A 19,212-nucleotide genomic window follows, 5' to 3' on the forward strand; every position below is an offset into this window, starting at 1 on the left:
GGTGTGCCCGTGGGCGCGGAGATAAGTGCCATCGTGCGGCTACCGGACCGGCGGCATGCTGCGGGGTTGTTGAATGAGTTTTGGGCCACCGGGCCCCGCCTGCAAGGCCTGGTCTTGGTGCCATGGTCCTGACCGGTGCCGGAAACGCTCTTATCGTGGTCGGCTGCTCAGTGGGTGCGGTTCAGGCCTGACGCACCCCGTCGGCATCCAGGAGAAGGTTTGCGGTGATGAACTTTGGGCACTGCGTGAGTTTGGGCGTGAAGGTAATCGTGCGGACGGGCAGGGGTGTGCCGTGGGTGCCGACACCCGACACGGTGGCGTCAATCGGATCCTCCGTGATCAGATCCAGCCAAAGGTGGCCGTAGAGTGTCCCGTCGGGAGACGCGGTCGCAGGGTAGACGGCATCAGGGCCCTCGCAGCCTTGGTTCACGGGCTTGGTGCCGGGAGCCAGCGCCAGGTCACCCTCCTTGCACACCCCGGACTGGCATGCCTTCAGGTGGACGGTGCGCACCGCCTGGACATAGCTTTGCAGGACGGTCACCGTCACCACAGGGGCCTGGGCAATCGCAGGGCATGACGTGACCGGTGACACGCATGCCGATGCCAGCAAAGCTGTGGCCAGCCAGATTCTGCGCATGCTTTAGCGTAGATACGGTGCGCCGATCCCGGGTACCCCCACCGCATCCAGGCACCACATCGTTATGTGGAACCGCCATCGAGACCGGATCTTTACGTACTGTCCTTCACAGCGCCCCTGGATGTTCGGTGCCGCTGGCGCCTTGCCAGAACTGCTTACTCCGGTGACTTGGCTACATTCGACGATGTCATTCCAAGGACGAAGACGGCGGCGAAGGACACCCCCGCTGAGACGATCATTACTCCTGTCACCATCTCCGGAGACCACAGAACAGGTTCTGCGGCGGCCACCGCAACAAGCTGTCCCGGCCACAGGAGCAGAGGCAGCAGGGGTGCCATTACGAGCTCCCGAACCCGCACGGAGGTTCCGAGCCCGCCCAAGCCGGCAAGCGCGAGGTCAGCGACCGCGCCCGCGGCGACGGCGGCTATGATGACGCCGGGGTTGGGGAAGTCTGCCAGGACGGAGGCCAGAAGGGCAAGTGATGTGACGAGGAAGGTCACTGTTCCCGGGACGGCCTGTCCGAAACGAATCAGGAGCGCCAGGGGAACCGCGATGACCAGCGACGTCACGAGGTAGCTGGCAAGACCGGCGGACGCGATCGCCTCTCCCGTTATGTGTTCAGCTGTTCCTTCGGGGGCATGTGATACGGCAATGGTCGCCTGGTCCGCGAGAAACCCGGACAGGTAGCTGAGGGCGAAAGCGGCGACGGCGGTTATCGCCGTTACGGCGAGCATGGCAGGAAGTCCCATCAGCCGTGAGGATGGACTGGCCCGCAGCCGGGAAGCCCGGATGGGGCCGGAGAACAGCAAGGCACCCCCGGCGAACAAGGCCAGATGCGTGGGACTGAGCAGGGCGTCGATTCCGAACTCCACACCGAAAAGCTGGTGCCAGACCATGTCGGAGATGCCTCCCGCGCCAAAGACGGCGGCGCCCGCAACGGCGTGCCCATAGCCGGCGGGAACAACGGCCAGGCGGGCCACTCGCTGGCGAGCGGCCGCGCGCCTGCCAAGCAGTGCCAGCCATCCCACGAGCAGCAGCAGGCCCCCATACAAGAAGGCATGCCATGGAGTGAAGAAGGAATCCGGGAGGCCAAGAACATGGGCACGCCCATCAAGGTATACGGCGGTCACAATCAGGAGACCAAGAACCGATGTCACAAGATCCTCGGCCACCAGTGTGGGCACCGCCCGCCCTGGAACGGGGCCGCTGTGATGAGCGGACGACGAGGACTCGCTGCTGGACCGCACCTTCATGAAGGACCTCCTCTGTTGGCTTCCGGAAGGGACGAGTCTTCGCGTGGCTCTGCCAACACCGCCAAGATATACCGCTGGGCGCCGTATCGGTCAATGGGCTTTCGGGGACTTGCTGGAAACAGTACGTTCGTGGGTGGAGCCGATGCATCGAGATCCAGTCGGGTACGGGAAGGCCGCGCTTGAGGGTCGTCAGGGATTTGGACAAAGGCGTCCCCGCACGTGGGGACGCGGTGCCTGCGTGGACCTGGGCGAATTTGCTGACAATCTGCCGGTGCTGTTGAGTTCAACCCCGAAATGTCGATGATGAACGCCGCTTCGGCTCAGCCAGCGAAGGTGCAGACGGACGCTGCACCGGCGAACCCGCTTCCGCTTGGGCGTCACCGCGGCGAGTTGGCCAGATCCACGGCTCTGCCGGTTTACGCACGTCCCCGCTTGCGCAGGGCTACTCCTCGCCGCTCTTCGATCTGGGGCGGTCCTTGCCTCGACGGCTAACCCGGTCCGCTTTCCCGGAAAGAATCAGGAATGATCCGTTTTTCCGGACCGCCGACGGCCGTCCTCAGGCACCGGAGTTTCTGGCCCGGCGCTGCGCCACGTAGAAGATGCCCCCGCCCAGTGCCAGCAGCCCGGCCGCGATCCCCACGACCAGCGGCGCGTTCTCATCATTGGGTCCTCTGACCTGATCCGGGACGGCAGCCGACGGCGCCGTGGCCGGCGGGGAGCTGGCAGCAGTTGCGGAACCGGATGACATGACTGAGCCGCCATGGTTCATGCCGGGCATGCTGCCGCCGGAGCCATCTGAGCAGCCAGCCAGAGCGATGGCTGCGGCGATCGCAGCGACTGACACGGTCATGTACTTCTTGTTCATGGAAATTTGTCCTTCAAGACATCAACAGACGCTGGGCAGCGTCATCGTCAAAACGCACGTTAGCTGAGTATAGGGTTTCTAAAATCTTGACCGGTGTACGGGTATCGGTTGGCAGCATCCGCAAAGAGGCCGGAGCGATGGCCGCAAACAGCCGGCAGAGGGTCTGATGGGTGGTGGAAAGTTTGGCTAGGCTCGTAACTTTCGAGACCGGGACCGCTGACGTTGCGATTCATAGCGTGCGTCCGTGCCGGTCCGCACAGTCTGAACAAGATGCCGGACAGACAGTTCACCGGGCGTGCTCCGCCATGCCGCCGCTCCCGTCCGCGGGAAGTCGTGACCGCCGGACGGGCCAGCCGAAGGCAACAGTGAGCGTGGTGACGAGGAACACGAGGGCGGCGATCGTCATCGCCGCATCGGTCCAGAACTGTTCGGGAAACAGCCTGATCAGCGTGTCATCCACCCGGAACGTCCAGGTTCCGGCGGCGAAGAACAACGCATGAACCTGAGCAAAGAAAGCTTCCCAGGCCAGGACCGCAAAAACCGTCAGCGCCACGATCAGAGCCAGCGTCAGCACCGCCCCGGAGAACAGGGCCCTCCGGACCGCTCCGGGATACTTGCGGGCGAGGTACACGCCCGAGGCGACAGCGGCCAGAAGCATCACAAACGCCACCAGGAAGGAGACCGACAGGACACCCTTGACGTCCGCCATGTGTCCCACTTCGCTTTCAAGGAACAACCTTCCGCCCTCTGCGTTCACGAGTCCGCCGAGGTACCCGGCCGGGGCGAGGTTCAGAACAAAATCAAGGGTGTAAGAGCCGTAGATCAGGCGTTCTTCGGTGGAAAAGCCGAAGCTGTCAGCCGGAAATCCGGGGCGCTGGTATTCGACCCAGAGGAACAACGGCGAAGTCACAGCCCGGACGGCACCGGCGACCACAATCACCGGGAAGAACACCGCCACAAGGACCTGAAGGAATCGTCGGAACAGGGATCCTGGGACGGCCGCGTGCCCCCTCGAAGGTGCGCTGTCGGCGCTGGTGGGCAAGTCGCTGGTTGATCCCCCGATGCCCGGCCCGGCTGTCGCTGGGCGGACCGAATCCCCGGGGCGGCCGGTGATGTCGCCGGCGGTTTCCTGGCCTCCCGCCAGCGGTTGTGGCGGAATCCCGGGAGCGTCTCGCGGGGATTCCATGGTCCTGCGGGGGTTTTCAGATCCGACCATATGGATTCTCCTTGACTGTGCGCCGTCACACCACGCACATCAGTGCGACTTCTTCTTCCAACAAGGCTACAGGTCTCCATAGCCGCCGCGCTTTCGATTCCGCAAGAGCCGGCCGCCGCACGGAAGGGTCCACCGTTCCCGCCTGCCGTGCCAGCTCCCTTTACGGAACGGCGGGAACCAGCCGCCTCGACGCCATGGATGGTCACCGTTGACCGGTCGAGGAAGTCCAGCATCACAATTGAGAGCCGGGATCCGCCGAAGAATTCGGACCGCCAAGGGATCACGGTTTTCGGTGAGCATCAGCGCGGACTTTCTCGAGCCACACCAGATGCGACCTTCCGAACCCTGGGTCCGGGCCGTTCTCTTATTCGGCAACACAAACCGAAACCGTACAGGAAAAACTGCCGGTCTTGACCGCGAAATTAATCTTCGTCGTGAGTCCTTGGCTCGGCCTGCGAAGTCGAGCGTGACCAGGTAGCCCCTGAGTGCCAGTTGATTGATCGTCCTAGCCCTGCTCCGCCCCGACGACTTCGGCATAAACGCAGTTCACGCTGTGGACACCGGTGAACCCGAAACTCCAGCACCCTGAAGTTTCTTGGCGCCGGGTCCAGCGCAGCGCGCGTAGAATTCGCCAGCCGTAGCCGCATGCTGCACAGCCAACTGGGAACCCAGGACCGAAGCCGCTACGGGCCGGCCCTTCACGGTCATTGACCGGAGTCACCGCGAGGGAGGGGTGCGTCTGGCCGGATCTGCATTCTTGGCGAGGTCTATGGCACGCACTGTGGCGGCTCTTTCCTACCTCATCTGGTGTCTTCCTGCCCGAGGCACCTCCTTGTTGCCGGGACCTTTCCAACCGCATCGGCAAGATCGGCCAGAACTGTTGCCGAACTGATCTTGTCCGGATCCATCAGGATTTCCGTAGCAGGCTCGCGGCCGAAGGTGGTCAGTGTCCACACCGGGTCCCCTTCCTTGATAACCCAGTCGATGCCGTTGACGCTGACGCACCTGTCAGTTGTGGGGCCAGGTACGTTGACACCGCAGCGGAGGATCACGCGGGATGGATCTCCCCAAGCGGCGGTGGCCTGGCTGTTGGTCTTGCGTAGGGTGGCATCCCCGATAGCGTCGGGAAGAGCCACCAACATCGGTGCACATGCGGGGTTTGCCGCATCCTTCGCCGGTGTTACGTCCACGACCGGGGAGCAGGCTGTGATCACAACCAGGATTGCCGCTGCTGCTGGAAGACCGAACCATCGGATGGGACCACTGACGGTGGTAATTCTGTGGAGCGGGCGCATTCCTCCACCCTATCCCGTGCGTGGGATGGCCCCCGCGCTGGGCCCGGAAGGCTATAAGGGGCAGCCGGCTTTTGAGGCTGAAACAGCCTTTTCAAAGCGAAACGTGGGCATCCCGAACACGTAAAGGCACATCCAAAATCTGCGGATTCCTGCCATTTCGAGCGGTACAAGCGCCGGTTTCGATGCCCTGCTCGGTGTTCCGCATGCCCAGGCAAGCGCGGGTCGGTTCATTTCAACCAGATGACTCCGGACCATCCCGAAATTCGTGCCCCGGTCGCTACTTCTCCCTCTTCCGGCGAGGATGCCTAGCCCCAGGGGAAAGACCTATCCACCCCACGCGTCCGGTCAACAGCGCTCAGCGGCGCCCCGCTTCGGCCCCCGGTTATCTGCAACTGCCGCCCGAAGGAAGAGCAGTCACGTTGCAGGCGTCCTGACCGTGCCGGCAACGTGTGGGCGCATTGATTCAAAGACAAAGCGGCCGGCTTTGACCGTCGTCGGCCATGGTGCCCAAGTAGCGGCGGGGCGCAGCCCATGAGGTCCATGGACACGGGGCGGTCATGGTTGCTCAAGGATGGGCTTTGGGGCGCCGCCGAATGATCCTGACTACGACCGCCGATGCGACGCCAATTGCCATGACAACGAACATGACGTATCCGGATGTGAACAACCATCCGGCGAACTCAGAACGCGCGGACGCTGCATCCGCCTCCGTACTGATCGACCAGCCATAAGCTGCAGTGATAGCCGTCCACAGCCCGCCCGCGACACAGACAACCCACGAGATCGGCGACATCCATGGTTTCTTGTCCCGATACGAAAGCGCCACGCCCAGCAGCGCAACGCCTGCGACGGCCAGGACCAGGCCACTGAAGTAAAAACGGCCTGCCACGATTCCAGCGAGAACGCCCAGGGATCCAATGATGAAAAGGCGCCGGGCACCGAGCGGCATCCGGGGCCCGCCTGCACCCGTGACCGGGACCGCTTCTGACATGCGAGGCATCTCTTCCTTATCACTCATCGGGCTTCTCTATTCCTTAGTATCGTGGTTCCGGGCGTGGCCACCGAAACGCCCCCTATGCGCCTGACACCATCTTCTTGCTGAATCCAGCACTCAAACAGTACAGACTCGCCTGCCACCCTGGTGAATCCGGGCACCCCCGACAACGCGCCGAGCGGCAGCCGCGGCCGGGGTGTTGAGCAAGACCAGGAGCATGCGAACCATCGACGTCGAGTTGTTCGACAAGACCGGCACTCTGAGCAAGGGTGGACCCGAGCCCAAGGATGTCGCCCGGGCCGGCCCGATGGGGCTGCTGACAGCCACACTGCCCTTCATCTACAAGCCCCACGCCGTGACGCGGTACGGACGCAGGCGCCTTCAAACATAACGCCCTGTCGCGGTTGGTCAGCTACCGGCAGAACCTGGCCCGACCCCAAGGATTAGTGGGCCACGTGTGGGTCGCCGCGTTGATGAGAACTCTCTGATTCCGGGCTGCACGCTTTCCGGGCAGGATAACCCCAGCCAACAACGCCCAAGGCGTGGCACGAGACGTGGGGCTCATTGGCGGATTTCACCGCGGCGTCAAACCCGGGCGCTTCGGATCGCACCGTGCCTGGGTCACAGCCGACGCCGGGCCATGAGACACTGAAGAGCGATTTCCATCGCCTCTATTTTGTCTGGGAGATGCCCGCATGGAGATTATTAGTCAAACCATGCTCGATGCGGCCGGACAATGGTGGATCTACCCGCTTCTGCTCGCCTTCTTCTTTGTTGACGGCTTCGCGATGGTCGTCCCCAGCGAGACCCTCATCGTCGCGCTGGCCGCCTTCTCTCGGCAAAGCGGCGAACCCAGACTGTGGATTCTTGGCGTCACCGCCCTGCTCGGAGCCATCGCGGGGGACAATACGGCCTACCTGCTCGGCCGGAAAATCGGCCTGGAGCGGTGGGGGTGGATGCGTAAACCGAAGGTCCGGAAGGTGTTTGGCTGGGCACAATATGAGCTGGAGAAGCGCGGCGCCGTGCTGATCTTCACGGCGCGTTACATCCCGTGGGGGCGCGTGGCCGTGAATTATGTTGCGGGCACCACCGCCTTCCCGCGCCGCCGGTTCTTCTTCCTGGATGCTTTCGCGTGCATCACCTGGGTGGTGTATTCGGTCGGACTCGGCATGCTGGCCGGTTCCTTCCCCTGGCTGCACAGCAACCCTTTGCTCAGCGCCGGCATAGCCGTGGCGTTCGCAGTCGTTGTGGGCATCGTCATCGACCACCTCCTGCGCTGGTGGCACAAACGCCTCGGCCGCCCTGACGCCAGGCCCGCTTCAGAACCGGCGGCCAGCGGTGAGCCGGCGGACGCGGCGTCCACATCGTCGGACGCCCCGGCCGTCAAGCCCCGAAGCTAGAAGCAGCTCAGCAGACGAATCCCGGCGGCCGAACGGACGGAAAATGGACGTTGGAGCGCTGTGACCCGAACGAGGTTCTGCCACCTCTTGCACTGGCTGGCCCGGGCAAGGTCCACTATGAACAGGCACGATTTCAGGGCCGCCTTCATGCCGTGGCGACCGCGGCCGCAACTCCCCTAACGGGCACGAAGAGGCCGAGCCGGAACAGACCCTTTGCATGGCCGACGATGCGTTTTTCCGGCATTCCTTCAGCGCCGGAGCTCCTACGCCTTCCAAAGGATTTCTCCGTGATCCCGGGTGCTGGCCGTGCTTGAAGCTGTTTCATGGCTGGTGCTCATTCCGGCAATGATGGTGAAGTATTTGACGGGACAGGCTGCGGAATTAAGGTTTGGGCCCGGTCCGCGGTGCGCTGTTCCTTGCTTACGTTCTTCTGGCCCTGTCCTGGTGGCGCACGAATAATTGGACAGGAAGCGCACTGGCGATGGTTCTTGTTGATTCGGTGCTGCCAATTTCTGGGTTGCCCGGCGGACGGATCCGGACGACCAGAAGGTCGCCGTACCGACCCCGTAAGTCCTGTCTCGGCTTCGGTCCCTCGGCAGGATAGACCTCATCCTGCAGATGCGCCGTTATGGCCGGGATGTTCAGCCCAGGTCGCGGGCAAGCTGCTCGACAGGATGCAGGCCACGCCCGAAACGGGCTATCGCGTGCCGGTTCGTCTCGAGCTCCCCATAGGGCAGGTATCGGACGTGCAGATCAGTGATCCGGCTGAAGGCCGGTCGCCGGAGCTGGGTCCGAACTTCCTCCTCACGGGCATCCGGAGCCACGAGATACAGTGCCTCTACTGCCCCCGTTTCACCCGAGAGAGCCAGATCAAGCATGCGGACGATTCCTGAGTATATCGATGTGCTGTGCTCAACTTCGAAGGCGGCGGTCACGCTTCCGCCCGGTTCCAGCCACAGGACGTCAATGAGCCTGATGGCGCCGGCGGCGGTGCCGTTCACCAGCCCTGCCGGCAGCTCCGTCAGGCAGCCGTCGGCCAGGCGGCCTCCCCCGTAGGCTCTGCCGCGATCGTTGCTGGCGATCCACACATCGAACCCGAGCGAGAGTCCGAGGTCACGCAGCCATCCCTGCACTTCGGTGTGAGTGAGGTCATCGTGCTCGGCAACGATCTGTGCCTTGTTAAGTTTTGCTTCCTCACGGACCCGGGCAAGGTCGGCATGCCACGCTGCCCTCGCGGCGGCTGTCTCGGGACCCGGCAGCGGTGGGGCAGGGAAACGGCCGCTCCCGATGTCGAAGAGCAAGCCGGCGATCGCGCCGAGGTCGTTCGAGAGCAAATCCCGGAATGCAGTGTTGATGGACATCACGCCCTCGCGCATGCTCAGGTATTCGTCCCAGCTTCCGAGCTTCACCTTGCTTCCGGTCAACGCGTTATAGCCCTTGACGATCGCGGTGTTGAACGGCGGCATCAGCGTGGGGTGCAGGAAATACAGCAGATTAGCGGCGGCCGGTCCCATTCCCTTGACTTTCCGCCGGGCGAACGACCTCACTGCCGCCAGCAATTGCGCCTCCGTATTGCAGCACCGGCAGGTCTCCAACATCCGGCCGAACGCCAATTGGTTCTCGCGGTCCTCATAGATGTCTGGGATCCGCAGCTTGGGTTTCCAAAGAAACGCGTGATCGGCACCCTTGAAGATCTGCCGTTGCTCGGCGACCCCATGCACCACCGTCTCAAGTGAAGAACCTCGGAAAGCGGTACCGAACGTGCCGGCCTCGATCTCCGCACTCACCAGCTCAATCCCACGGCGAAGGGAGCGGAAATTCTTGACGCGCTCAGGCCAGAGGAACCATGTCCTGTAGGTGCCGGCAGGATCCTCCCGCCAGCGTAAAACCAGCTCCCGAAGGGCGGACTCGTCAAAGGGAGACAGGGAGGGCGCAGGGAAGGGATCCGGGGTCACATTCAAAGTATGGGTGAATGGCCCCGCCCTTACTTGGAATGACGCGCAGGTCCTGAGCGGTAGAGGCAGAGCGTATGACCTGTTGAGCCGAATGTCGGACCTGCGCCAGTTCGCGACGCATCCAGGGCACGACGCATCGCTCCGGTTTTCACCCGCCAGTCCCCCGTGGCATGCCTGTTTTCCGTGCCCGATTAGCGCGGCCGCTGAAAGCGCAGCTGCGGCGCCGGATGAAACCAGCCGCGGCCCGGTATTCGCGGACCAGGGTGAACGGCCTGCTCGTCTGACGCGACACGGTATCCTTAAACGAAATCACGTCTGTCCGGAAGGGAGGAACGCCATGTCCGCACCTGCAGCGAGCCGGTCCCTGACCCCGGCGTCCTTGCACCGGGCGGGCCTGATGGTGTTGCTGCTGGCACTCATCGCCGGAATCTTCGGAATGCACCTCTTAAGCGGCACCCCTAGCGTGTCCGGAGCCGTCACAGAACCCGGACCAGTAGCATTACAGACGCTCCCGGGACAGGCATCTACACAGACTGGCCGTGCAGTTTCCCGGGCCGCGGAGCCAGCGCCCCCGGCATCGTGCAGCAGCCCCTTTGAGCCCAGCCCATGCTTCGACTTCAAGAGCTGCGCCACGATGGCCGGGATGGATGCAGTCTGCATCCCTTCACATGACGCCGCGTCTTTGGCAGCACCTCCGCCCGGCCTTACCTCCTTGGCTGTGCTGTACGGCCCGGTCGCAATCGTTCCCGCGCCCGAAAGCTTTTACGTCGCCGGAAGTCCTTCTCCAGGCGACCTTTCCATCAGCAGGACGTAAAGGGCGGGCGGCGTCGGCATTTTTGCCCGGCGCAGTATTTGAGCTCCAAGCCCGAAACATGTATCCCGCCTGGCGGATCTTCCCCCGCCCCCTACCGGGGCGCGTTGACAACCCCGCACGAGGCGGTCTGCTGAATTTTGAAGGACAAACCTTTCCATGGATAAGAAGTACCTATATCCTCCTCCGGCTGCCGCGATCCCCGCGGCTAGTGCCCCGGCCCTACAGCCAGCCCCGGCGGGAGCACCGGACCATCGTGCACACGGCCAGGCCGTGGAGATGAATGACACGGTGGTCAAGAAGCAGGGCATTCCGGACGCCGTCACCGCCCTGGCCACCAAAAACACGGCGCAGGCACCCGAGATCGACAAAATGACCGTGTGGCTGCAGAACCGGAACGAGCCGGCAACGAGGTCCCCGGCCCACGGCATGACCGGCATGGGGACGGAGGACATGCCAAAGCTTGACACCGCACGGGGTGCTGCCCCGTCCAAGCCCGCCCTTATCATCGCTTCCCATAAGGGGGCGGTGATGATGGTCAGGACGGAAGAATTCCGACGCCAGCCCGCGGCTCCCGGCCCGAACGTCCCTCGGTCAGCTGTGACCCCGGGCGTACTCGTTGTGGCTCTCCGATGCCTCCTGATGCCATGAACATCGGCGGGTTTTTCGCGTCTACGGTGACCTCCGGTGCCTTGGTCATTGCCGTACCGTTGGCCATGGTTGCCGGCCTGGTGTCTTTCCTGTCGCCTTGCATCCTGCCGCTGGTTCCCGGCTATCTCGGGTACGTGTCAGGATTGACCGACCCCACCCAGCCGCGCAACCGCCGCCGGGTCCTGGCCGGGGTCGGACTCTTCGTGCTGGGGTTCGCTGCCGTGTTCACCCTCTACGGGGCCGCGTTCGGGGCCATCGGGGCCTGGCTCCTGCAGTGGCAGGACACTTTGATGCGCGTCCTTGGCGCCGTGGTGCTCCTGATGGGACTGGCGCTGCTCGGGTTCGTGCCCTGGCTGCAGCAGACCCGGAAAATATCACTTAGCCGCAGGACCGGGCTGGCCGGTGCCCCGTTGCTCGGCATTGTGTTCGGTCTCGGCTGGACACCGTGCATGGGCCCGACACTGAGTGCCGTGCTGTCGTTGAGTGTCACCACCGGAAGCGCCGCCCGCGGCGCACTGCTCGCGTTCGCCTACTGCCTGGGCCTGGGCATTCCCTTCACCCTAACGGCCATGGGGCTGGGCTGGGTCAGTTCAGCCCTGGTCTTCGTGCGCCGGCACATCCGGATCGTCAACATCGCCGGCGCCGCCATGCTCATGATCCTCGGTGTGCTCATGGTCACCGGTGTCTGGGTGCAGTGGATCTACCAGCTGCAAAACCTCTCCGGGACTTTCCTCACCCCCATCTGACAACCGCGCGGAACGATACCTCCCGCCGCACCAAGGACTATTCATGAACATTAATCTGAACCGCCGCTTCTTTTTGGGCCTGTCGGTGGCCGGCGCCGCGGCTGCCGCCCTGGCAGCCTGCTCGAATACGCCGGTCTCAAATTCCGTCCGGGTACTGCCAACCGACCCCGCCATCGCGGACCTCGAAGCAGGCCGGCCCTTCACCGGGGTGACCGTGAGCCAGGACCTGAACGCCGGCGCCATTAGAGCAGCCGTGGCCGGGAAATCGGTCACGACCTGGGGCTATAACGGGAATCTTGTCGCCCCCACGATCCGGGCGAAGGCCGGCGACCGGCTCACGGTAAACCTGGAGAACGGACTGGACGAGGCCACGGCCATCCACTGGCATGGGCTGGCACTGAGGAACGACCAGGACGGCGTCCAGCATGTTACGCAGGATCCGATCGCCGCCGGAGCCGGATTCGCCTATGACTTCCGGCTCCCGCACCCGGGCACGTACTGGTACCACTCCCATATGGACATGCAGCGCGAGCGCGCACTGTATGGGGCGATGATTATCGAGGACCCGGCGGAACCACTGAAATACGACAAGGACTGGGTCATAGTCCTCGATGACTGGATGGACGGCATCACGGGGACCCCGGACGAGGTCCTGGCCGAACTCTCTCAGGGAATGTCCATGGGCGGCATGGACCACAGCTCCATGGGGTCAGGTTCCGGCGGCTCCTCCCCGGGGCCAACGGAATCAGCAGTTCCGCAGATGAAGCACATGCTGATGGGCTCGCGCAGCGATTTCCTTGGCGGGGATGCCGGGGACGTGAGCTACCCGTTCCACCTGTTCAACGGAAAAGCCCCGGAGCAGGCCGAGATCCAGGCCGCCAGGGCCGGGGACGTGATCCGGTTGAGGATCATCAACGCCGCCGGGGACACTGCCTACCGGGTCGGGATCCCTGGGCAGAAACTCGTCCTCACCCACACGGACGGTTTCCCGGTCAAACACCAGGATGTCGACGCCGTGGTGCTGGGCATGGGCGAACGCATTGACGCGCTGCTGACGGTCCGGGAAGGGTACACCCCGGTGCTGGCGCTGCCCGAAGGAAAAATCGGGCAGGCCCTGGGTTTCATCAGCACGGGCACGGGGAAGCAGCCGTTGCCGGCCGTGCTGCCGAACGAACTGGACGGAACCGTGGTCGACGGCGGGCAACTGAAGGCCGACCCCGCCGTCGCACTGGCGGCCAAAGCGACCGACCGCACCCACGAGCTCAAACTCACCGGCTCGATGGAGAAATACGACTGGGGTATCAACGGCGTCCGCTTTGACATGGCCAAACCGTTCGAGCATCCCTTCGAGCTCAAGGCCGGTGAACGCGTAGAAGTGAAGTTCATCAACGACACGGACATGTGGCACCCGATGCACCTCCACGGGCACACCTTCCAGGTCGGTGACGGCGGTGCCCGCAAAGACACTGTCATCGTAAGGCCCAAACAGACCGTCAGCGTGATTTTTGACGCGGACAACCCTGGCCAGTGGCTCGCCCACTGCCACAACGCATACCACGCAGAAAAGGGCATGATGGCCCTCTTCTCCTACATCAAGTGACAGGTACCATGCGACCCTTAGCAACCACGGACTTCTTCATACCGTCCCCGACCATCAGCGCCTTCGAGCTCGGGCCGCTTACCATCCGCTTCTATGCACTCGCCATCCTGTCCGGCATCGTGATCGGCACCTGGCTCACGGCCCGCCGGCTCCGTATCCGCGGAGGCACGACATCCCAGACCCTGGACATCGTCATGTGGGCAGTGCCGTTTGGCATTGTCGGGGGCAGGCTCTACCACGTCATCACCGACAATCAGCTGTACTTCGGCCCCGGCAGGGACCCTTGGGGTGCACTGCGGATCTGGGAAGGCGGACTGGGCATCTGGGGCGCCGTGGCCCTGGGCCTCGTCGGCGCCGCCATCGGCGCCCGTCGCGCCGGAGTCCCCTTCGCGGCGTTCGTGGACGCGGCGGCCCCGGGGCTGCTGATCGCCCAGGGCCTGGGCCGGTGGGGCAACTGGTTCAACAACGAACTCTACGGCGGCCCGACGGACCTGCCGTGGAAACTCCAGATCCACGACATGAACCAGGCCACCGGGCAGGCCGTCCTCTCAGCCGACGGCACACCGGAAGTCCTCGGATATTTTCAGCCCACGTTCCTTTATGAGTCGCTGTGGTGCCTGGCCGCAGCGTCACTGCTGATGTTCCTGGACCGGAAGTATTCCCTCGGTGCCGGGTCCGTGTTCGCGCTCTACATCGTCTTTTACACCACGGGACGTTTCGCCTTCGAACTGATGCGCTCGGACCCCGCCAACCTCATCCTGGGCCTGCGCGTAAACACCTGGGTCTCCGGACTGCTCTTCCTGGCCGGGCTGGCCCTCTTCCAGATCCTCAGATCCCGCCCCCGGTCCTTCGTGCCCGGTACGCAGCCGGAGGAACCCCGGCCCTCTTCCCACACCGGTAAAGGAGACCCTGCATGAGTAATGCCAGTAAGCGACGCGCTGAGAACCAGGCCATCCTGGCCGAGCTCCGGGCCAAACAGAAGGCCAAGCAGCGCAAATGGAACATCCTCGTCTACGGCAGCTTCGGCCTGGTCCTGGCGACCATCATTACCGCCGTCGCGATCGTCGTTACCGGAACCGTCCAGGAACGAAACGCCGCCACCGAGGCAGCGAAGAAACCCATCGAGGGAGTCCAAACCTTCACGGACCTGTCCCGCAACCACGTCCAGGACGCCGTCTCCTACCCACAGCAGCCTGGGGTCGGCGGAGACCACGCAGGGATCTGGACGAACTGCGGCAGCTATACCGAGCCGGTCAATGAACAACGCGCAGTCCATTCCCTGGAACACGGCGCCGTGTGGCTGACCTACAAACCGGACCTCCCACCGGAAGCGGTTGGCCGGCTCACGGAACTGGCCAAGGGCAACCGGTACGTGCTGCTCAGCCCGGACAAAGACCAGACCACGCCCGTCACAGCCACCGCCTGGGGAACCCAGCTCACCCTGGACGACACCGCAGACACCCGCATCCCCGCCTTCATCAGCGCCTACGCCCAGTCGCCGAACTCTCCGGAACCCGGTGCTGCCTGCACCGGCGGCAGCAACGGCTGAGCACGGTCACACACCACTTAAAGGAGAACCCATGAAAGACAACAAAGCAGCTCTGGACCCACAGGCCGCACATCGCCGTCACCGGCGGCTCGTGCGTCTCGGCCAGGTGCTCATGGCCGCCGGTGCCGGGGTCGCCATCTGGCACTGGATCCTGCACCTGGCACCGTCCGGGCAGCAACCCAGCCTCGCCTTGGACCTCTACGCCGGCTATCCAACCGGAGCGGCCCTGTTCATGATCGGCGCCATCCTTGCCGGCCGGACAGAGACTAAGAAGAAGAAGAGCTGATCATGCCGCCCTGGGACGTGGTCGTGTCCTCGTGGACGCTGAACTGGCCGGCCCTGGCCATCACGGTAGCGGCCGCTGCTCTGTATGCGCTGGGCCTGCGGACTGCCAGGCGCCGAAACGTGCGGTGGCCGTGGTGGAGGACCATGATCTTCTTCGGTCCGGGTCTTGGCAGTTTCGCAGTGCTGAGTTTCGGGTTCACCGGCGCTTACAGCCATGATTTGCGCTGGGCCTTCACGTTGAAGATCACCTCATACCTGTTCCTCGTCCCGCTGCTCGTCGCCGCCGGCAAGCCCTTGACCCTGGCCCGGGAAGTGCTGGGGGACACCGGCCAGGAGCGGTTGCAGGCGTTTCTGGGGCATCGGGTGATCAGGGTGTTAAGCAACACCGTCGTGGCGGCGTTGCTGGGCTTGGCCCTGTTCACTCTCTTCCTGACCCCGGCGTTCTACCCAATGCGGACGGACCCCGTGTGGGACTCGGCGTTGACCGTCCTCGTCCCGCTGGCGGGCATGCTGATGGTGGTGCCGATCATCGAAGATGGATCGACAAAGGACGCCACGTCCCTGATCATTGTTGAGTTCATCTTCGTGTTCATCGAACTCGTCGCAGATGCCCTGCCGGGGGTGTTGCTGCGGATCAGCCCCCAGGTGCTGGATGGGGCAACCCAGGTCGTGGCCGGCCACCCGGTCTGGCTGCCGAACCCGTTGCGGGACCAGCAGCTTGCCGGGGACCTGCTGTGGTTCCTGGCCGAAGCCGTGGATGTGCCTTTGATCATCCTGATGTTCGTCCGCTTCGCCCGCAGCGACCGGCGCGAAGCGCGGACCTTCGATGAGCTCACGGATGAGGAACTGGAGGCCCTGAACCGGGAACACCTCAAAGGTCCCCGCCTGCGGGAGGGCACTCATGAGCGCTGAACTGCCCGCCCCATCCGGCACGGTACCAACCCGCGCTGGGGGCGCCTCCCGCATGAACGAGACCGGATTGACGGTCCCGTCGTGCACCATGACCTCAAAGTGCAGATCGAAACCGGTCCAGTGGCCTGGCGTTCCCGCCCCGGCGACGTGTGCACGTGGCCTTAGCCAAGACCAACCGGAAGATACAATTTCGAAGGATTGCCATGTTTGATCCCCCAACCACAACACCATCAGCCACGGGTGCGGGTGCGCAGCAGCATCCGGCCCTCCTCTCGCGTCGACGACTCATCTCATCGACCCTTCTGACCGGGGTTGGGGCTCTTTTGCTTTCCGGGTGCGGCAGCAGCGGCGATGCTCTGGCGCAGCAGGCCAAAGCGGGTGATAACAAGAACTACATCGCCGGCGATGGGTCCGTTACCGAGTATGCTCCGGCGGACCGCAAGCAGCCGATCGTCCTGAAAGGCGCCCTCTTTGACGGTACCGCGGTCGATTCCCGCGGCTGGGCCGGCAAAGTGACCGTGCTGAATTTCTGGTACGCGGCGTGCGCCCCTTGCCGCCTTGAAACACCCCGGCTTCAAGCCCTCTCCGAACAGTTCAAGTCCAAGGGAGTCCAGTTCTACGGCGTGAACGTCCGCGATGAAGAACCTGCTGCCACCGCCTTCGAGCGGACCTTCGGCGTCACCTACCCCACCCTGCAGGACAAGGATGGCGGCATCCTGCTGGCCATGACGCAGTACGTCCCACCGCAGGCCGTCCCCACCACGCTCGTGATCGATAAACAGGGCAGGGTCGCTTCCCGGATCCTGGGCCTGGCCGACCAGGGCATCCTGAAATCCCTCATCGATGGCGCCGTCAACGAGGCCGTGGACGCGGACTAACGCACCTTAGGGAATTCTCCCCCCACTGGTCCGCAACCTACCCGCCCGTCAGGACAAGAAGACAACCCATGACTACAACTACCCCACCGAATACCGAACCACCTCAGGAACAAACCGCAACCGTGACCTTGCCGGCCCTTGGCGCCAAGGGCATGCTCCGCTGGGCCTGGACACAACTGACCAGCATGCGCACGGCCCTGTTCCTGCTGCTCCTGCTGGCCGTGGCGGCGGTGCCCGGCTCGCTGTTCCCGCAGCGGCCGGTGAACGCAGCCGCGGTCACCCGTTACCTGAAAGACAACCCCGGTGTCGGGCCGATGGTCGATGCCCTCCAGCTTTTCGATGTCTACACCTCGGTCTGGTTCTCCGCCATCTACCTGCTGCTCTTCATTTCCCTGATCGGCTGCGTACTGCCCCGGGCCAGGGCGCACTACAAGGCCCTGCGCTCCAGCCCGCCACGCACGCCCCGGCGGCTGTCCCGGCTCCCCGAGTACGGAACCCTGGTCCTCCCCGCGGACGCGGGAACCTCCGCGGCGGCCGCCATCAGGGATGCCGCCGGAGTGTTGAAGAAGCGAGGCTACCGGGTCGAGGTCCGCGACGCCGGCGGCGACAGGCCTTCACTGGGCGCAGAGCGTGGTTTCCTGAAGGAGGCTGGGAACCTGCTCTTTCACACCTCGCTGATCGGCGTGCTGGTCTGCGTGGCGATCGGGGGCATGTTCGGGTACCGCGGGCAAAAGATCATCGTTGAAGGCGACAGCTTCATCAACACCCTTGTCAGCTACGACGCCTTCACGCCCGGGACAAACTTCAACCCCGCGTGGCTGGAGCCCTTCGGCGTCACACTGGATAAGTTCGAGGTCCGCTTCGACAGGGAATCAACAAAACAGTTCGGCCAGCCGATCGACTTCACCGCCGCCCTGACCACCAGGGACGGAGCAGGGGCGCCGCCGCGCCAGCAGATCCTGAAGGTCAACGAGCCGGTCTACTTCGGTGAAACCGGGATGTTCCTGGTCGGCAACGGCTACGCCCCTGTTGTGACCGTCAAGGACGGGACCGGGAAGACAGCCTTCAGCGGCCCCGTGGTGTCTGTGCCGAGCGACGGGGTCTATACTTCCTCGGTGGTGATCAAGGTCCCGGACGCCGCACCGTCCCAGCTGGGCTTCGTCGGGTTCTTCCTGCCCTCGGCGATCAAGAACGACCAAGGCGTCTCCTACAGCTTTGACCCCGACCCGTTGAACCCGCAGCTGAGCCTGAACTCCTACTACGGGGACCTCGGCCTGGATACCGGCGTCCCGCAGAACGTCTACGTCCTGGATGTGAAAAAGCTGACGCAGCTCAACGGCCGGGACCTGCCGGCGGGCGGCATCACCCTCGCCCCCGGCGCCGCCTACACTCTTCCCGATGGGAAGGGCAGCATCAGCTTCGACGGGCTCAAACGCTACATCGGGCTCGATGTCCGGTCTACGCCCGGCCAGGCCGGGGTCCTGGTGTTTTCGCTCCTGGCCGTAGCCGGACTCATCACCTCGCTTTACGTGAACCGCCGCCGCGTGTGGGTCAGGACGGGAACCCACGAAGACGGGCGCACCATGGTCGAATACGGGCTGCTGGCCCGCGGCGAGGACCACCGCCTGGCCGGCGAGGCTGCCGCGATCCGCGAACTCCTCACCCGCCAGTGGCAGCTTGCCTCCGATACCTCCGACTTCCTCTCTTCAACCACCAGGAAGGATCAGTAATGCTCCCCCTCAACGAAACTATGGGCCAGTACAGCGAACTGTTCATGCTGCTCGCCGCCGGCACCTACACTGTGGCGTTCATCGCCTTCGCCTGGGACCTCGCCAACAGCTCCAAGATGCTGCAGGCCATGGACCGGAAAGCGACTTATTCGGCCGCTGCCGAAGTCAGGATTCCGGTGGCTGCCGGGCGCGGGGGCGGGAACGACGCCGACGGGCCGGAAGGGCGGGCGGAGCGCCCGACGTCGGGCTTCACCGTCGAGGACGGCACCGCCGCCGGGGACATGCGCTACGCAACGGTACGCCGGGTACCCGCCCGGGTCGCCGTCGCCCTGACCGTCCTGGGCGCCGCGATCCACGCCGCCGGCGTGGTCACCCGCGCCTTCGGTGCGGGCCGGGTGCCGTGGGGCAACATGTACGAGTTCCTTACCACCGGCG

Annotated in this window: 18 protein-coding genes and 1 pseudogene; 12 read left to right on the plus strand and 7 right to left on the minus strand. The window is 64.1% G+C overall.

What is annotated here, in order from left to right; all coding sequences use genetic code 11:
- Positions 1-181: 181 nt before the first annotated feature.
- From PV761_RS20900 to PV761_RS20925, 6 genes are all read right to left on the minus strand, one after another.
- Positions 182-637: a hypothetical protein gene (locus PV761_RS20900; protein WP_347899534.1), complete on the minus strand. Its 456-nt coding sequence runs from the start codon at positions 635-637 to the stop codon at positions 182-184.
- A gap of 155 nt (positions 638-792) precedes the next feature.
- On the minus strand, positions 793-1,890 hold the full coding sequence (locus PV761_RS20905; RefSeq protein WP_347899535.1) for a hypothetical protein: 1,098 nt from the start codon (positions 1,888-1,890) through the stop codon (positions 793-795).
- 556 nt (positions 1,891-2,446) lie between these two features.
- Positions 2,447-2,755, minus strand: a complete 309-nt coding sequence (locus tag PV761_RS20910; RefSeq protein ID WP_347899536.1) for a hypothetical protein — start codon at positions 2,753-2,755, stop codon at positions 2,447-2,449.
- 286 nt (positions 2,756-3,041) lie between these two features.
- Positions 3,042-3,971 carry a TIGR01906 family membrane protein gene (locus PV761_RS20915; RefSeq protein ID WP_347899537.1) on the minus strand — a complete coding sequence of 310 codons (930 nt, stop codon included), beginning with the start codon at positions 3,969-3,971 and terminating at the stop codon, positions 3,042-3,044.
- Between the two features lie 800 nt (positions 3,972-4,771).
- The gene (locus PV761_RS20920) at positions 4,772-5,266 is read right to left on the minus strand and encodes a DUF3515 domain-containing protein (protein ID WP_347899538.1); all 495 of its coding nucleotides are present in this window, start codon (positions 5,264-5,266) and stop codon (positions 4,772-4,774) included.
- A gap of 565 nt (positions 5,267-5,831) precedes the next feature.
- On the minus strand, positions 5,832-6,284 hold the full coding sequence (locus PV761_RS20925; protein WP_347899539.1) for a hypothetical protein: 453 nt from the start codon (positions 6,282-6,284) through the stop codon (positions 5,832-5,834).
- A 193-nt stretch (positions 6,285-6,477) separates the two neighbouring features.
- On the opposite strand from PV761_RS20925, the gene PV761_RS20930 reads away from it, so the two are divergent.
- Together PV761_RS20930 and PV761_RS20935 are read left to right on the plus strand one after the other, a co-directional pair.
- Positions 6,478-6,651: a hypothetical protein gene (locus PV761_RS20930; protein WP_347899540.1), complete on the plus strand. Its 174-nt coding sequence runs from the start codon at positions 6,478-6,480 to the stop codon at positions 6,649-6,651.
- 304 nt (positions 6,652-6,955) lie between these two features.
- A complete protein-coding gene (locus PV761_RS20935) occupies positions 6,956-7,660 on the plus strand; it encodes a DedA family protein (RefSeq protein ID WP_347899541.1) in 705 nt (234 codons plus the stop codon).
- A gap of 641 nt (positions 7,661-8,301) precedes the next feature.
- Here PV761_RS20935 and PV761_RS20940 read toward each other — a convergent pair.
- Positions 8,302-9,447 (minus strand): type II restriction endonuclease, encoded by a 1,146-nt coding sequence (locus PV761_RS20940; protein WP_347899542.1) that lies wholly within the window; start codon positions 9,445-9,447, stop codon positions 8,302-8,304.
- A gap of 1,252 nt (positions 9,448-10,699) precedes the next feature.
- On the opposite strand from PV761_RS20940, the gene PV761_RS20945 reads away from it, so the two are divergent.
- The 10 genes and pseudogenes from PV761_RS20945 to PV761_RS20990 all read left to right on the plus strand — a co-directional run.
- Complete coding sequence (locus tag PV761_RS20945) at positions 10,700-11,077, plus strand: DUF305 domain-containing protein (protein ID WP_347899543.1); 378 nt, start codon at positions 10,700-10,702, stop codon at positions 11,075-11,077.
- A complete protein-coding gene (locus PV761_RS20950) occupies positions 11,074-11,823 on the plus strand; it encodes a cytochrome c biogenesis protein CcdA (RefSeq protein WP_347899551.1) in 750 nt (249 codons plus the stop codon). The genes PV761_RS20945 and PV761_RS20950 overlap by 4 nt, the downstream gene beginning before the upstream one ends.
- Positions 11,824-11,866: 43 nt before the next feature.
- A complete protein-coding gene (locus PV761_RS20955; protein ID WP_347899544.1) occupies positions 11,867-13,423 on the plus strand; it encodes a multicopper oxidase family protein in 1,557 nt (518 codons plus the stop codon).
- A gap of 8 nt (positions 13,424-13,431) precedes the next feature.
- Entirely contained in the window at positions 13,432-14,340 is a 909-nt protein-coding gene (gene lgt / locus PV761_RS20960) for a prolipoprotein diacylglyceryl transferase (protein WP_347899545.1), read from the plus strand.
- The gene (locus tag PV761_RS20965; RefSeq protein ID WP_347899546.1) at positions 14,337-14,972 is read left to right on the plus strand and encodes a DUF3105 domain-containing protein; all 636 of its coding nucleotides are present in this window, start codon (positions 14,337-14,339) and stop codon (positions 14,970-14,972) included. Before lgt ends, PV761_RS20965 begins: the two co-directional genes overlap by 4 nt.
- 31 nt (positions 14,973-15,003) lie before the next feature.
- Complete coding sequence (locus PV761_RS20970; RefSeq protein WP_347899547.1) at positions 15,004-15,258, plus strand: hypothetical protein; 255 nt, start codon at positions 15,004-15,006, stop codon at positions 15,256-15,258.
- 2 nt (positions 15,259-15,260) lie between these two features.
- Positions 15,261-16,169 (plus strand): cytochrome c oxidase assembly protein, encoded by a 909-nt coding sequence (locus PV761_RS20975; RefSeq protein WP_347899548.1) that lies wholly within the window; start codon positions 15,261-15,263, stop codon positions 16,167-16,169.
- A gap of 203 nt (positions 16,170-16,372) precedes the next feature.
- On the plus strand, positions 16,373-17,047 hold the full coding sequence (locus tag PV761_RS20980) for a TlpA disulfide reductase family protein (protein ID WP_347899549.1): 675 nt from the start codon (positions 16,373-16,375) through the stop codon (positions 17,045-17,047).
- Positions 17,048-17,115: 68 nt separating this feature from the next.
- Complete coding sequence (locus tag PV761_RS20985; RefSeq protein ID WP_347899550.1) at positions 17,116-18,777, plus strand: cytochrome c biogenesis protein ResB; 1,662 nt, start codon at positions 17,116-17,118, stop codon at positions 18,775-18,777.
- Positions 18,777-19,212, plus strand: a pseudogene (locus PV761_RS20990) (c-type cytochrome biogenesis protein CcsB); the annotation flags it as partial. The gene PV761_RS20985 and the pseudogene PV761_RS20990, both read left to right, overlap by 1 nt.

It is taken from the genome of Arthrobacter sp. CC3 (assembly GCF_039907775.1).
GTDB lineage: Bacteria > Actinomycetota > Actinomycetes > Actinomycetales > Micrococcaceae > Arthrobacter.